This is a genomic window from Planococcus sp. YIM B11945, assembly GCF_050864155.1.
Classification (GTDB): domain Bacteria; phylum Bacillota; class Bacilli; order Bacillales_A; family Planococcaceae; genus Planococcus.
Window position 1 is genome coordinate 546,716 of the sequence record NZ_JBOZWR010000003.1, and the last position, 14,240, is coordinate 560,955.

At 45.6% G+C, this 14,240-nt stretch carries 13 protein-coding genes; 2 read left to right on the top strand and 11 right to left on the bottom strand.

All coding sequences use genetic code 11. The annotated features are described in order from the left end of the window. Positions 1-62 precede the first annotated feature (62 nt). Together ACRRQV_RS07210 and ACRRQV_RS07215 are read left to right on the top strand one after the other, a co-directional pair. Positions 63-860, top strand: a complete 798-nt coding sequence (locus ACRRQV_RS07210) for an SGNH/GDSL hydrolase family protein (protein ID WP_432529161.1) — start codon at positions 63-65, stop codon at positions 858-860. Between the two features lie 13 nt (positions 861-873). Continuing rightward, positions 874-1,791 carry a LytR family transcriptional regulator gene (locus ACRRQV_RS07215; protein ID WP_432529163.1) on the top strand — a complete coding sequence of 306 codons (918 nt, stop codon included), beginning with the start codon at positions 874-876 and terminating at the stop codon, positions 1,789-1,791. Between the two features lie 829 nt (positions 1,792-2,620). Here the strand turns inward: ACRRQV_RS07215 and ACRRQV_RS07220 are convergent. The 11 genes from ACRRQV_RS07220 to rfbA all read right to left on the bottom strand — a co-directional run bounded on the left by ACRRQV_RS07220 (position 2,621) and on the right by rfbA (position 14,141). Continuing rightward, positions 2,621-2,836, bottom strand: a complete 216-nt coding sequence (locus ACRRQV_RS07220) for a hypothetical protein (protein ID WP_432529165.1) — start codon at positions 2,834-2,836, stop codon at positions 2,621-2,623. 250 nt (positions 2,837-3,086) lie between these two features. Further along, complete coding sequence (locus tag ACRRQV_RS07225; protein WP_432529167.1) at positions 3,087-5,075, bottom strand: bifunctional 2',3'-cyclic-nucleotide 2'-phosphodiesterase/3'-nucleotidase; 1,989 nt, start codon at positions 5,073-5,075, stop codon at positions 3,087-3,089. 272 nt (positions 5,076-5,347) lie between these two features. Next, positions 5,348-5,560, bottom strand: a complete 213-nt coding sequence (locus ACRRQV_RS07230; protein ID WP_432529169.1) for a hypothetical protein — start codon at positions 5,558-5,560, stop codon at positions 5,348-5,350. Positions 5,561-5,730: 170 nt separating this feature from the next. After that, entirely contained in the window at positions 5,731-7,242 is a 1,512-nt protein-coding gene (gene murJ / locus ACRRQV_RS07235) for a murein biosynthesis integral membrane protein MurJ (RefSeq protein WP_432529171.1), read from the bottom strand. A gap of 278 nt (positions 7,243-7,520) precedes the next feature. Then, positions 7,521-8,669, bottom strand: a complete 1,149-nt coding sequence (locus ACRRQV_RS07240) for a glycosyltransferase (RefSeq protein WP_432529173.1) — start codon at positions 8,667-8,669, stop codon at positions 7,521-7,523. Further along, on the bottom strand, positions 8,653-9,789 hold the full coding sequence (locus ACRRQV_RS07245) for a DegT/DnrJ/EryC1/StrS family aminotransferase (protein WP_432529175.1): 1,137 nt from the start codon (positions 9,787-9,789) through the stop codon (positions 8,653-8,655). Before ACRRQV_RS07245 ends, ACRRQV_RS07240 begins: the two co-directional genes overlap by 17 nt. After that, complete coding sequence (locus ACRRQV_RS07250; protein WP_432529177.1) at positions 9,790-10,818, bottom strand: GNAT family N-acetyltransferase; 1,029 nt, start codon at positions 10,816-10,818, stop codon at positions 9,790-9,792. Beyond that, positions 10,815-11,813, bottom strand: coding sequence for a GNAT family N-acetyltransferase (locus tag ACRRQV_RS07255; RefSeq protein WP_432529179.1), 999 nt, complete (start codon positions 11,811-11,813; stop codon positions 10,815-10,817). The genes ACRRQV_RS07250 and ACRRQV_RS07255 overlap by 4 nt, the downstream gene beginning before the upstream one ends. Further along, the gene (locus tag ACRRQV_RS07260; protein WP_432529181.1) at positions 11,810-12,217 is read right to left on the bottom strand and encodes a sugar 3,4-ketoisomerase; all 408 of its coding nucleotides are present in this window, start codon (positions 12,215-12,217) and stop codon (positions 11,810-11,812) included. Before ACRRQV_RS07260 ends, ACRRQV_RS07255 begins: the two co-directional genes overlap by 4 nt. After that, complete coding sequence (rfbB, locus tag ACRRQV_RS07265) at positions 12,202-13,242, bottom strand: dTDP-glucose 4,6-dehydratase (RefSeq protein WP_432529183.1); 1,041 nt, start codon at positions 13,240-13,242, stop codon at positions 12,202-12,204. The genes ACRRQV_RS07260 and rfbB overlap by 16 nt, the downstream gene beginning before the upstream one ends. Then, entirely contained in the window at positions 13,239-14,141 is a 903-nt protein-coding gene (gene rfbA, locus ACRRQV_RS07270) for a glucose-1-phosphate thymidylyltransferase RfbA (protein WP_432529185.1), read from the bottom strand. Before rfbA ends, rfbB begins: the two co-directional genes overlap by 4 nt. Positions 14,142-14,240 lie beyond the last annotated feature (99 nt).

Genomic DNA, 14,240 nt, shown 5'->3' on the forward strand with positions numbered 1-14,240 from the left:
CTAAAGGATGGATTTATGCTATGTTAGTGTGTAGAAAATAACGTTTTGGAGAGGAGAACTGTATGAATTTGAGAAATTTAGGAGCATTTGTTCTAATTGTATTGTGCCTTGCAGTTTTAGTATTTAGCTACATTATATGGAAAGACAAGTTAGCCTCTGCAAGTGGTAATTCTTCTGCACCTGCAGTTGAAGTACAAAAAGAAGAACCGGCTGAAGCGGAAGAACCTGTAAGCGAAGGCAGTTCTCAAGTAGAATTTGAGAAGTTGACCGCTGCTATGGATGAGCAAGTCCGAGAAGTTTTTGTAAACCGCAACAAAGCTGGCGAAAAAGTCCAGCTGTTGATCGTTGGCTCTTCTGTTATGGAAGACGGCGAGCCCGGATATGCGAAATTGCTTATGGATTCATTGGAGGAAGCTTATGGTGATTTTGTGGAAGCGGAAACGATTTCGTTTGATGGAACTTCTCTTGAGTTTCTTGAAGAAGATGTGGATCTTTCCAAAGGCTATGACGTTGTATTAATGGAGCCTTTCACATTGAAGGATAATGGAAATGTCACGATTGAAGATGAACAATTTGTGATCGAGAAATTTTTAGGTAAAGTACAAGCTGAAGTGAGTGATGCGGCACTGGTCCTTCATCCCCCACAGCCGATATTTCAAGCGAAGTTTTATTTAGCGCAAGTTGAAGCTTTGGAAGAGTTTGCAAATTTGAACGATTACGCTTATATTAATCATTGGTCCAATTGGCCGGATACAGAGGACCCAGCCCTTGAAGATTACTTGACTGAGGACTCAGATCCGAATGGTGAGGGCGCCGCAATTTGGGCGGACAGTTTATCGAGCTATTTTATAGCCGAATGATGGAGGAAACAAGATGAGCAGAAGAAACAAAAAAGCCAAGAAGAAAAAATGGCCTTGGATTGTCGGGATATTGGGATTAATCGTTGTGGGGATCGGCGTTTATATGTTTACGGTTTATAATAGCTTGACGAATACGCTTGAGGAAATACATGAACCAATCAAGCGAGAAGTTTCTGAGAAACGGACTGAGGAAGTTGTTCTTGATGAAAAAGATCCGTTTTCAGTCCTAGTGCTTGGCGTTGATGAACGCGAAGGCGACAGCGGCCGCTCGGATACAATGGTTGTGATGACGGTCAACCCGACGGAAAAGTCGACGAAGATGATTTCGATTCCGCGTGATACGTATACGGAAATTGTTGGACATGGTACGACGGATAAGATTAACCACGCTTACGCTTTTGGTGGCATTGAAATGTCAATGGCATCAGTTGAGAATTTGCTTGATATTCCGATTGACTATGTTGTGCAAGTGAACATGGAAGGCTTTAAGGACATTGTTGATGCGGTTGGCGGTGTGGATATTAACAGCCCGATGGCTTTTGACAGCTTTGCTGCTGGGAATCTCCACTTGTCCGGTGAAAAAGCATTGGAGTATGTCCGGATGAGAAAACAAGATCCACGCGGCGACTTTGGACGCCAGGATCGCCAGAAGCAAGTGATTCAAGGAGTGCTTCGTGAAGGCGCTTCGGTGAATAGTTTGTTGAACTATAAAGACATTTTCAATGCACTTGGAAACAACGTTCGTACGAATATGACGTTTGATGAAATGGTTGAGGTTCAAGGCAATTACCGTGATGCGGTTGGCAAAGTGGATCAGATCATTGTCGAAGACGGCTATGGAGATACGATTAATGGGATTTGGTATTACATGATGGATGATGCCGAATTGGCTGAAATCCAAGGTGCATTGAAAGAGCATTTGGGTATGTAATTTGATGAGGCGTTCTCTCTTTATGAGGGGATGCCTTTTTTTTGTGGTTGGAGTGACTGATCATGAGTTACGACAAATGGGGCTTGAGTTACGACGTACTGGTACTGAATTACGACATACGCTCATTAAGTTACGACGAACGAGCCACGAATTACGACATACTCTAAGTGAGTTACGACAAACATCCCCACTTTTATATGCAAGATTGTCAAAAAGCAGCTTATCCCTTGCTCTTTCGCATTTCGCTTTAGCGAAATGCATCCATTTTTCTTTTCACTTTAGGATGAGAACTGTTTTTTCTTCACTTCCTAGGCGGTTCAAGAGAAAAGATCAATATGGAACTGCCCGCTCAAGCGTACAGCAAAAAAAGAGTTGCATCCGAGAACCTTATTAGGTTTCCAGATGCAGCTCTTCAATTTTGTAAACGCTCACTTTTAACTTGATAATCTTTGGCGATAAAAGTCCATTTTAAGTCGCAATTTTTCTTTCATTTCCGGGCATTGGGCATCATCGTGTATTATTTCCAACCATGTCAACCGTAGTTTGTATAAGTCTTTAATAATAATAAGAATCACTCCCTAAAGGTATTACCAATAATATATCCTTCTTTGTACCGGAAGTAACTGCGTATTCCTATTCAAGTTTTATAAAAACTTTGTAGAATCGTAAATAGATATAGGTTAAAAAGTTTAATTATTTAGAATTTATTGTAATTTATTCTTTTATTAACCTATAAATTAATAATCGGTTGGAATAGAGTGGGAATGGATTTCTTTAAATAAAAAACATTCTCTTTTTGGGAGAATGCATTTGTGTGATGCTTATTCGTTTAAATTAGAATTTTTTTTTTGGAATCACCGTAGCGAAGATCTTTCAACTGAAATTGTTGGACAAAATACATGAAAGCTTGGCGCGGAATGCCGAGTTCTTTTGCGCTTACAGAAGGGCCTTGCTGATTATCGATGTAGAATGATTTGATGATGTCTTTTATGTCGCGGTTTAGTTGCTTTTCGAGTTTGTTTTTATAGTATTCGTAGTTCTCCATGAACTCAACTCGCCTTCTATAAGTTAGTAGTAAATTTTTATTTGGAATTCTTTTGGATATTATTAGTATATAGCCTTAGGGACATTTTGACTAGTAGTTTTTTCATATAATTCCCGACTTTTTTTATGGCGTTTTATTTTTTCGGTTGAAACCCTATTATTTCCGGTTCTTTTTGCCCAGTTTAAAAGGTTTTAAAATTGGATTTATCAAAAAAGCCACCCATTAATGTGGGTGGCTAAATTTTTACTATTTATTCGGTTTCGAGTTTGAATTGGGCAAATCCGTTTGCTGCTGGTGCCATATACGTGATGCCGCTGTTTGCTGGAATCATGTTTTGTGCTTTTTGTGCTGTTTCGAAAACAAGTGTTGGGTTGCCTTCAATTGGAGCGAAGTTCCAGTTGCTGTCGGCCGATGGATTGATCGTGCCGAATTCGACCATGTAGTCCATGACCGCTTGGCGATTTTCGTATGCAAAGTCAATGCGTTCGGATGCGTTGCGAACTCCTGGGAACGTGCCGCTTGCACGGTAGTTGTTTGTAATGACCAGGAATTCTTGGTCAGCCGCTACTGCTTTCCCATTATACGAAAGGTTTTTGATGCGGTTTGCGGTTTGATTAACTAGTTTTCCGTCAATGTCGTATTTTGCTGGCTGCGTGACATCGACTTCATACGTAACACCGTCGATGACGTCAAAGTTGTATGTGCGGTAGTCGTTGTTGACGAGTGCTTGTTCGCCGGTTTTATTCGGATCGATTTGGTAGAACTGGCCAGCTGACATTTCCAGCCATTCTTTGACGTCCGCTCCGGTCATTTTCAGTGCGAAGACGGTGTTGTCAAATACGTAAAGATCGGCCACGTTTTTAATGGCAATTTCACCGGTTGCGATATCGGTGTAGTATTCAGCGCCGTTGCGTCCACCTGCTTTGAATGGAGCTGCTGCTGACAGGATTGGCAAGTCTGCGTTAGCTGTGCCCGCTAGCTGCTGTTTCGCATACCACGTTTGCGCGTTGTTGACAATTTGGATCGATGGGTCGTCTTTTACCAGTGAGAAATAGCTCGTGATTGGCGCTGTTGTTTCGCCAACTGGGCTGCGGACATAGTCGATTGTCGCTTTGTGTGCTTCTTGAACCGCTTCGACGACTTCTTCAGAAACTTCATCGGTTTTTGCATCGATTGCGCGCACTTCCGCTTTTTCTTTCACGACTTCCCACTCTTTCCCTTTTGGAGCAAGCGTCAAATCGATAACTCCCAAATGGCTGCCGAACTTGCCTGGCATGACAACTGGCGTGCCGTTGATCGTCCCTTGTTTTTGGTCAACATTTGGCAGGTCTTTGTAAGCGCCTGGGAATACTTCGTGGTTGTGGCCGGTGATGATGGCATCGATGCCTTCTACTTCAGTCAGTTGGTACGTGATGTCTTCTTCCCCAACTTCGTAGTTTTCATCGCCCATGCCTGAGTGGGAAAGAACAACGACGACGTCCGCTCCCGCTTTTTTCACTTCCGGCAAGAATTTCTTCACGGATTCAACCGCATCTTTTGCTACGACTTTGCCTTCCAAGTTTACGCGGTCCCATTTCATGATATGTGGAGCAACAACTCCGATCACCCCTACTTGGATCGTTTGCTTTTTGCCTTTTTTGTCGGTAACTTCTTTTTCAATGATGGTATATGGATTGAATTGGTTTTTGCCGGTTTCTGCATTGTAAACGTTTGCATTCACTACAGGGAATGGTGCATCGTCCAATACTTCATCCAAATACGTCAGGCCAAAGTTGAACTCGTGGTTGCCGAGAGTTGAGGCATCAAAGTCAAGAGATTCAAGTGCTGCGTATCCTGGATGCATTTCGCCTTCTTCAATCGGATCGACGGTTGCTTTGTAGCCGCCAAGCGGGGTTCCTTGGATCAGGTCGCCGTTATCGAACAGCAAAGTGTTTTTGCTTTCCTCGCGCGCTTTTTCTATTAATACACCGGTTTTTGCTAAGCCGAGGCTATTGGAAACTTTGTCCTGGTAGTAATCGTAGTTGACGAAGTTTGTATGTAAGTCGGATGTTCCCAGAATGCGGAGCGAGACTTCTTTCTTAGCTGCACCTTTTGATTTGTAGTTATGGTAGGTGTGGTACGGGTAGTGATTGTGAACCGTTTTCGTTCCCACTTTGCTGTCTGCTGAAGCTGTGACAAATCCGCTGAACGCCAGAATTGCTACCGATGCTGTTAAAGCCGCTTTCTTTTGAATCGACATGTTCCATCTCCTTAAAATTTTGTGTTGTCTAACTTTTTTATTATATTTGAAGGTTCCAATAATTGAAAGATAGAAATTTGATTTTACAGAAATAACATATTAAGGTGGGGACGTATGGGGGTGGTAGAGAGGTTGGGAGTTGGATGAGTTACGACGTATTGGCCGAGAATTACGACATACGGCCAGCGAATTACGACCAAAACAGTTTTCCTTACTCTACCAAAAAAGAAAGCCTTCCCTGTACGGAAGACTTTCCTTATAGAAGCGTTGTTCTATACAAACGTTTTTTTCTTAATTTGTTCAAGCTTCAGGTCGCGCAGTTCGTAGTGATTAACAAAATAGACAAAAACTTGGCGTGGGATGCCGAGTTGTTTAGCTCCCATTGAGGGGCCAAGATCGTCGGTCAGATAGGCTTGCGCGATTATGTCTTTTAAGTCCCGGCTGTAATTCTTTTCGAGTTTCTTTTTATAGAATTCATAGTCCATTATCACACGATCTACCCTCTTCCCCCGAATTTTTCTCGCTCTTTTGATAACTCTTTGCTTTCTTCAAATTAATTATAGTTCTTTTCTCGTATAGTTCCCAGATAAATTTTCCGACTATTTAGTAAATTTAACTGGATTGCTGATAGAATTGTGCTATTTATCAACAAAGACTACTTTCTTCCTATTTTACTTTGAACTAATCTAGTTATGTCTTCTAGTTCTTTTATCCCTGATACAAAAAGTATCACCACGTAAACGATTCCGGCGACTGCCAAGAACCCAATTAGCGCAATGGTGTTGCCGTTGCCTAAAATTACATAGCCGGTTTTCGCCAATGCCACACTGGCGAGCGACACCAAGAGAATCTTTCCTGAAGTGGCCCAAAGCGCCCGGTCGGCAAACACGCCGATTTTTTTCTTCAAGCTCCGCGCCATGAGCCAAACGGCGATGAGTGCAGCGATGCTGGAAGCGAGCGCCAAGCCTCCTATACCCATATAGCGTGACAGGATGAGGTTCAAGACAATATTCAAGACCATGGCGATGGCGGCGTTGATCATCGGTGTTTTGGTGTCTTCCAGTGCGTAGAACACTTTTGATAAAATTTCGCGCAGCGCGATGCCGATCATGCCAATCGTATAGAAAAAGAGCGCCTGGGTGGTCATGACAAGCGCATCCCCATCAAATGCCCCTCGCCCGAACAGCAATTCGACGATTTCTTGCGAGAAAAAAAGCATTAAGATGCTTGTCGGAATAACGAGCAGGTTGATAGCGACGATCGATTGCTTTAATGAATCTTTGATTCCGTCAATGTTCCGGACGGAAGCCATGCGGGACAACTGCGGGAATATGAGTGTTGCAATTGATAAGACGAAAATGCCTTGGATCAAGTAATTCAAGCGGCTTGCGTAGCTTAACGCGGTGACGCCCCCGACAGAGATGCGGGAAGCGAGCGTCATGTCGACCAAAACGTTGACTTGGTCGACAGACGTTCCCAAGATGACCGGCATTGCAAGCAACAGAATGCTTTTCATGTAACGGTCTTTGACGTCAAACACGGTCCGATAACGGTAGCCTTTTTTCAAAATGAGCGGCACGAGTACGGCAAATTGCACGGCGAGCGCGATGACGTAGCCGATCGGCAAAATGTCCGAGTGCATTTTTGAACTGAGCGCGATCGACAGCATGAAGATTAAGTTCAGCGGAATGCCGCTGAGCGCCACGATCAGGAAGCTATCTTTGAATTGCAGAAAACCGGAAAAAAGGAAAATGAGGCCGGTAAAGTAAATGCCGATGATGCTGATTCTTGTGAAGCGGACGGCCAGTTCAAACGATTCGTCGGTAAATCCGGAAGCGAACACTTTGACGAGCGGTTCGGTGAAAATCCCGACGCCCAGGATGATGATGGTCGACAATATCATCAGGAAATTGACGACGTTGTTGTTGAACAAGTTTGCCGAACGTTCGGTTTTTTCGTTGACGACCCGCGAGAACACCGGGATGTAGCTGGTGGCGATCCCGGCTGCGATGAGGCCGAATATCGTGCTCGGTATGATTTGCGAGATGAGGTACGCATCACTGATCGGCGATGCGCCGTAAAAATACGACAATAAGATATCCCGAAAAAAGCCAAGCACTTTGGAAATGAGCGCGAATAATATGATGAACACAGCGGTTTTTTTCATCTGATTTCCCTCAAATTCGGTTTTGCGTAAGGTGAATGGTTTTGCTGACAAGTCCAAGCTAAGAGATTCCTTACTATATAGAATAGATTTTCTTTAATAGCAACGTATTACCACTAATTAGCTAGAAGATATGAAGTAAAACAGCGGAGACTCCCGCGGGAAAGCGAGACAGCCGAGACCCCGCAAGGAGCGCAGCGACTGAGGAGGCTTGGCGCTCGCCCGCAGGAAAGCGCAGCTGTTTTACGGAATATCAGCAACCCCTGTCATACTCACACGATTTAATTGCGCCCCTTTTGTGATTCGGCCAGCCGGATAAAGTTCTCCATGACGCTGTCGCTTTCGAATTCTTTTATCTTTTCTTTGCATTGATTGGCGATTTGGTCGTATTTTTCTTTTGGATTGATCATCAATTGGAGGATCAAGTCTTCCACTTTGTAGACGTTGAACTCGTCACGGAACGTGTCCCCGCATTCGTAAGCCGGCAGTTGGTGGAAATAGCCTTCCGTGATCGCGTCCCAGTCGTTGATCTTTGCGGCAATGCCTGGCACTCCGTAGCCGCACGCTTCGATGAGGCTCGAGCCCATACCAACAAAGCAAAACGTGTCTTTCATAACTTTTCCAATGTCTTCGTATTTCAGCTTGCCGTGGAGGAAGATATGGTCTTTTGCTGAAGACGCATTGACGCGTTCTCTCAGTTTTTCTTCGTCTTCACCGTAGCCGTAGATGTGGTAAGTGAATGTCGGATCCACTTGAATGAGCCGCTCCATGATGTCGACCATGTAAAAATTGTAGGTTTTAAAATCGGTCAACCGGCCAATCGATACGATGCGCCGGGATTTGTAATTTCCGTAGTTGTCCTCCACTTCGTACAAATCGATTGGCAGCGGGAAAATATAATCGTTCAACGGCTCTTTAAAGCGCTCTGCCGTTTTTATTTTCACGGAAGGCGTCATAAATACCAGTTTCGAGTAATAGTCTTTGTCCAGCAGCTTCAAGGTTCGTTTCAAACTCTCCATATAGTCTTTGTGGTACGTTTCCGGATGGTAGACGCCGGACAGCCGGTTGTTGCCCGGCAGCATATACGACAGCAAAAACGACGTCGGGCTGAACGAATAGATGAAATCGAATTTGTCTTTGAATTTCATCGACACGAGCTTCGTCATAAATCGTGAGTTGAAGCGGGAGTCGAGTTTGTTTTCGTAGGCGACGATTTTCAAGTTCGGGACGCCTTCCAGCTGCTCCAAAAGCGGCCCGCCTTTGCTGAATAAAAACAGCGTGACGTCGAATTCGTTATCACACAGCCATTTGACCATGCGGACGATCAAGGTTTCGATTCCGCCATATTCCATATTGCGGTGAATCAGCGCAATCGATTTGATCGAAGTTGTATCGGCTAAGGCGTTTTTCACGTTAGATGCTATGACCATTCTCCACCCTCCGTTCGGCTGCTTCCTCTAGTTGGTATTGGTTGATTGTTTCAATGATGTAAGCCGTGTCTTCTTTTGACTGCACCGGTGAAATCGGCAAACTCAGCACTTCGGCGTGGATCTTTTCGGAAACCGGGAACGATTGGCCGTTCCACTCACTGTATGCTTGTTGCTTATGCGGCGGAATCGGGTAATGGACCATCGTTTGCACGCCGTTTTTCAATAAATACTCCTGCAATTGCTTGCGGTTTTCGGTCCGGACGACAAAGACGTGCCAGACGCTTTCCTGAAAATCATCCGGCATGGCAGGCAATTCGATCGCCGGGTTGCGGATTTCCGCTGCGTATTGTGCAGCGATTTCCTGGCGGCGGGCGTTTTCGCTGTCCAAATGCGGCAGTTTTACGCGAAGCAATGCTGCCTGCATTTCGTCCAAACGGTGATTGAAGCCTTTTTCCAGGTTTTCGTATTTGACGGTTGAGCCGTAATTGCGGAGCGCGCGGATTTTTGCGGCAAGTACCGGGTCGTTTGTTGTCACTGCTCCGGCATCTCCCAGTGCGCCCAAGTTTTTGCCGGGGTAAAAGCTGAAGCCTGCGGCATCGCCCAAATTCCCGGTTTTATGTCCTTTATAGTGAACCCCCTGTGCTTGCGCGGCATCTTCGATCAGTTTCAATCCGTGCCGTTTAGCGATTTCACCGAGCGCTTTCATATCGGCAGCTCTGCCATACAGATGCACTGCAAGAATCGCTTTTGTCTTATTTGTAATGGCCCGTTCTACGAGCTTTGGATCCAAGTTATATGTCGTGATGTCCGGCTCAACGAGAACCGGCGTTGCGCCGACTTCTGAAATGGCGAGGATCGAGGCGATGTACGTATTTGACGGCACAATGATTTCATCTCCTGCGCCAAAATCGTACGCTTTTAAAATGAGCTTCAAGGCATCGAGCCCGTTGGAGATGCCGATGCAATGATCGACGCCGCAGTATGCGGCGAATTCCTGTTCAAACGCTTCGACTTCTTTCCCTAAAATGTACCAGCCGCTGTCAATGACACGGGCAGCCGCTTGTTTTAGTTCCGATTCGTATTGGGCATTGATCTGTTTCAAATCCAGAAAAGGGATCAATCAGCATTCCTCCTTCAAATCGCCAATTTGATTGGCTGTACGGTATTCAAACTGTTGGTAGACGACGCCTCTTCCGCCGAATCCTTGCTTTTGGGCAATGAGGCCTTTGTTCAAATAATGTCCGCCGTTTTCCACCGATACGCCAAAATCAAAATAGCTTTTGTCTTTTGCCGCTTCCGTGATGACAAAGTCGAACAGCAGATCGAGCGCGCCTTGTTCTTTTCCTTTGTCGCTGCCCGCGCAGTATTGCAAGTGGGAGACCCGGTCGGTCAAGTACATGAGCAGGCCGCCGACGCATTCATCGTCTTTGTACGCCGTGTACACGCGGATATTTTCCGGGAACGCCGCTTTCAGCTGCTTGATCTCCGCCAAACTGTGGACCGGGGTGACGCCGAAGTTTTTTTGGAGATTGCCTTCGAGAATCGGCCAAAAATCTTCGATCGGCGCATCAAGCCGGATTTCTAAGTTTGCTTGCACCGCCCGTTTGATCGCTTTTTTCCGCATCGCGTGGTAAGGCAAACGCGCATCAAGCTGGATGGTGGTCGAAATGCCGCTGCTGATCCTTTTGGCGTCCAAGCGGAACAGCGCATATTCGTCTTCTTGCGCCGGCAGTTGAGCATAGATGTACGGAATCGCTTTGTAGACGACTCGTTCAATGCCTTTTTCCTGCAAAAAGTGGTTGACGGCGTTAAAGCATTCAATGACGTCTTCCATTTTCGCGTCCGGCAACAGCAAAAGCCCGCCGTACGTCAGCCCTTTGTGGGTGTAAAACGCATTGCCTTCTGTCGTGCCCGGCATTAATGCGAACAGTTTGCCTTTTTTCCAAAGCAGGAGTGAACAATCAGGAAAGCGGTCTTTGTGGTAATGCAAGTAATCGATTTTGTGTAGGAACGTGGCATTTTTCGACCGCTCGATAAATGCGTCCCAATCCGCTCGGTCCGCGTCCTCAAACTGCGTGACGGAAAACGCGGCTTGCTTTAATTCCGTTTCGGGCTGGGCATTGATGTTCGAATTCAAAAAAGGAATCATCCGTACCCCTCCTCCAAATCGCAGATTTGATTGGCTGTAAGGTATTCGTATTGCTGATAGACGATGCCCCTTCCGCCAAAGCCTTCTTTATAAGCAAGGAGCCCTTCGTTTAAAATGTGCCCATTATTTTCAACGGATACGCCGCAATCGAAATATCTTTTCGTCGCCATGGCTTCATTAATGACAACGTCTAAAAGAAGATCCAGAACCCCAATCTTTTTCCACTCCGGGCTAGCCGAAGAGTATTGCAAATGGGCTACATTGTCCGTTAAATACATAATTAGGCCGCTGACACATTTATTATCTTTGTATGCCGTAACTACTTTAATATTGTCCGGAAATAATTTTTTCAAGTGCTTGATTTCCTCTAATGTATGGACCGGTTTGACAGAAAAGGTTTTTTGCAGATTTTCTTCTAATACTGGCCAAAAATCTTCCAAAGATCCTTCATGACGAATTTCTAGATTTTGATTATGCGCTCTTTTGATCGCTTTTTTTCGATTTGAATGATAAGGAAGTCTTGCATTCGATTGGAATGCGGTCGAAATGCCGCAGCTTATAAGATTTGCACCGAGCTGGAATAACGCATATTCATCTTCCTGAGAAGGCACATCAGCGTAAATGTGCGGTATTGCCTTGTAAACGACACGTTCAATGCCTTTTTCCTGTAAAAAGCGGTTTACTGTATTAAAGTACTCCACGACATCCTCTATTTCCGTTTCCGGCAACAGCAGCATACCGCCATACGTCATGCCCTTGTGGCTGTAAAATGTAGTGCCTTCAATGTTTCCGGGCAACAACGCCAGTATTTGTCCATTCCGCTTCAACAGCAACGAACAATCGTCAAACCGATCTTTATGGTAATGAAAATAATCAGTTTTATGAAGAAATGTCGCATTTTTTGAACGCTCGACAAACGCATCCCAGTCTTCCTTATCCTGATCTTCATATTTGAATACACGAATAGCCATATCAACTTCTTGTGGAATGATCAAATTGCTTCACCTCTAGCCGTTTTTCTAAACTCATCGTAATCCCGGATATAGTCACTTTCTTCGTAATACTCATTGGCCATGACCATCAACACGCATTCATTTGAAAAATCATGCATTTCGCGCCAAACCATCGAATCGATCAACAAGCCTTTTTCAGGGCTGTCCAGCACCACGTTTTTTTTCGTTTTGCCGTCATCCAGCACCACCCGGCACGACCCGCTCATGCAGACCATCAGCTGCCGCAAATTTTTATGCGCATGGAAGCCGCGCGGTTCGCTGTCTTTCAAGTCGTACAGGTAATAAACCCGTTTCAAATTAAACGGAATGTTTTTTATTTGTTCGAGCGAAATGAGGCTTCCCCGCTCGTCTTTTATTACATCAAAGTGAACTAACCCATTTTCCATAAGACATCCGCACCTTTGTATTTTTCGATGTACCACTCGATCGTTTTTTCAAGCCCTGACTCAAACGTTTCAGCAGGGAAAAATTGGAATTCCTCTTGCAGCTTCGTTGCGTCTATGGCGTAGCGAAAGTCATGGCCATGCCGGTCTTTGACAAACCGGATTTGGTTTTTGTAGCTTTCGCCTTTTGGCAAATGCTCATCCAAGTATTCGCAAATGTGTCCGGCGATTTCGATATTGGTTTTTTCGTTGTTTCCGCCGATCAAATAAGTCTCGCCTTCGTTGCCGGTATGGAACACTTTGTCGATCGCCACGCAGTGGTCGCCGACATATAGCCAATCGCGGACGTTCTGGCCATTGCCGTAAATGGGGATTTCTTCGTTTGCAAGCGCTTTTCGGATAATCGTCGGAATCAGTTTTTCGTCATGCTGCATCGGACCGTAATTGTTCGAGCAATTGGTCGTTACGACATTGAGCCCGTACGTATGGTAAAAACTGCGGACGAGGAGGTCCGATCCCGCTTTGCTTGCGCTGTACGGGCTGTTCGGCGCATACGGAGTTTCTTCAGTGAAGAACCCATTGTCGCCAAGCGTGCCGTACACTTCATCGGTCGAGATGTGGTGGAAGCGCGATTTTTTAAACGGCTCTTTCGGTTCGTATGGCCCGATTTGCCACAAGCCCCGCGCTGCTTCCAATAAATTCAGTGTGCCGATCACATTGGTTTCCGCGAAAACGCCCGGGTTCTTGATGGAGTTGTCGACATGCGATTCAGCCGCAAAGTGAATGACGTCCGTGATTTGTTCGTGGTGGAACACTTTTCTTACCGCTCCGGCATCCCGGATGTCGATTTGATAGAACGTGTAGCGCGGGTTCATTTCCAACGCGCGCAAGTTGTCGGGATCGGACGCGTACGTTTTGCTGTCCATATTGACGATTTTATAATGCGGGTATTTGGCCAGGATGTAATGGATGAAATTTGAGCCAATAAAGCCGAGGCCACCTGTGACAAGAATCGTTTTCGCGCTCATCTTACACCTCCGAGGTCCAGCGTATGTTCATACTCCTCTTCGGCGATGTCCACCAAATACTGGCCATAATCGCTTTTGATGAGCGGCTTTGCAAGTTCGAGCAGTTTCCATTTGTCGATATAGCCCATGCGGAATGCAATTTCCTCCAGGCACGCCACTTTAAAGCCTTGGCGCTTTTCGACCGTTTCGATAAAGTTGGACGCTTCCATTAGCGATTCGTGCGTCCCAGTATCGAGCCATGCGAACCCACGGCCGAGCAGTTCGACTTTGAGTTGGTTGCGAATCAAGTATTCTTTGTTGATGTCGGTGATTTCGAGCTCGCCGCGTGCCGATGGTTTAATATTTTTGGCGATGTCGACGACGTTATTGTCATAGAAGTACAAGCCAGTGATGGCGAAATTGGATTTCGGGAACTCCGGCTTTTCTTCGACAGAAAGCACGTTTTGCTCTTCATCAAATTCCACGACGCCGAAGCGCTGCGGATCTTTTACTTTATAGCCAAATACCGTGGCTCCGGTCGGACGCGCCGATGCTTCCTGGAGCATGTTGGTGAAGCCTTGCCCGAAGAAGATGTTGTCGCCGAGAATGAGCGCCACGTTGTCGTCGCCGATAAACTCTTCGCCGATGATGAACGCTTGGGCCAACCCGTCCGGACTTTCCTGCTCTGCATACGCCAAATTGATGCCGTAGTCGCTGCCGTCGCCGAACAGTTTGATGTAGCGTGGCAAATCGGATGGCGTGGAAATGATCAAAATGTCTTTTATGCCCGCCAGCATCAATACCGACATCGGGTAAAATATCATTGGCTTGTCGTGAATCGGCAGCAACTGCTTCGAAATCACTTTCGTGATCGGGTATAACCGCGTACCATTTCCACCTGCTAAAATGATCCCTTTCATACTTACACCCCTTTTTTAATGGATACTAGTACTTATGGTAGTGAGAGTACGTTAAAACTAGGTTAAATAATTCATTTTTCTAAATATTTTGTTTGTTTT

Excerpts from the sequence above, each read along its gene's own strand:
- ACRRQV_RS07210 (WP_432529161.1), top strand. The coding sequence starts at position 63 with ATGAATTTGAGAAATTTAGGAGCATTTGTTCTAATTGTATTGTGCCTT.
- ACRRQV_RS07215 (WP_432529163.1), top strand. The coding sequence starts at position 874 with ATGAGCAGAAGAAACAAAAAAGCCAAGAAGAAAAAATGGCCTTGGATT.
- ACRRQV_RS07220 (WP_432529165.1), bottom strand. The coding sequence starts at position 2,836 with ATGGAGAACTACGAATACTATAAAAACAAACTCGAAAAGCAACTAAAC.
- ACRRQV_RS07225 (WP_432529167.1), bottom strand. The coding sequence starts at position 5,075 with ATGTCGATTCAAAAGAAAGCGGCTTTAACAGCATCGGTAGCAATTCTG.
- ACRRQV_RS07230 (WP_432529169.1), bottom strand. The coding sequence starts at position 5,560 with ATGGACTATGAATTCTATAAAAAGAAACTCGAAAAGAATTACAGCCGG.
- murJ (WP_432529171.1), bottom strand. The coding sequence starts at position 7,242 with ATGAAAAAAACCGCTGTGTTCATCATATTATTCGCGCTCATTTCCAAA.
- ACRRQV_RS07240 (WP_432529173.1), bottom strand. The coding sequence starts at position 8,669 with ATGGTCATAGCATCTAACGTGAAAAACGCCTTAGCCGATACAACTTCG.
- ACRRQV_RS07250 (WP_432529177.1), bottom strand. The coding sequence starts at position 10,818 with ATGATTCCTTTTTTGAATTCGAACATCAATGCCCAGCCCGAAACGGAA.
- ACRRQV_RS07260 (WP_432529181.1), bottom strand. The coding sequence starts at position 12,217 with ATGGAAAATGGGTTAGTTCACTTTGATGTAATAAAAGACGAGCGGGGA.
- rfbB (WP_432529183.1), bottom strand. The coding sequence starts at position 13,242 with ATGAGCGCGAAAACGATTCTTGTCACAGGTGGCCTCGGCTTTATTGGC.
- rfbA (WP_432529185.1), bottom strand. The coding sequence starts at position 14,141 with ATGAAAGGGATCATTTTAGCAGGTGGAAATGGTACGCGGTTATACCCG.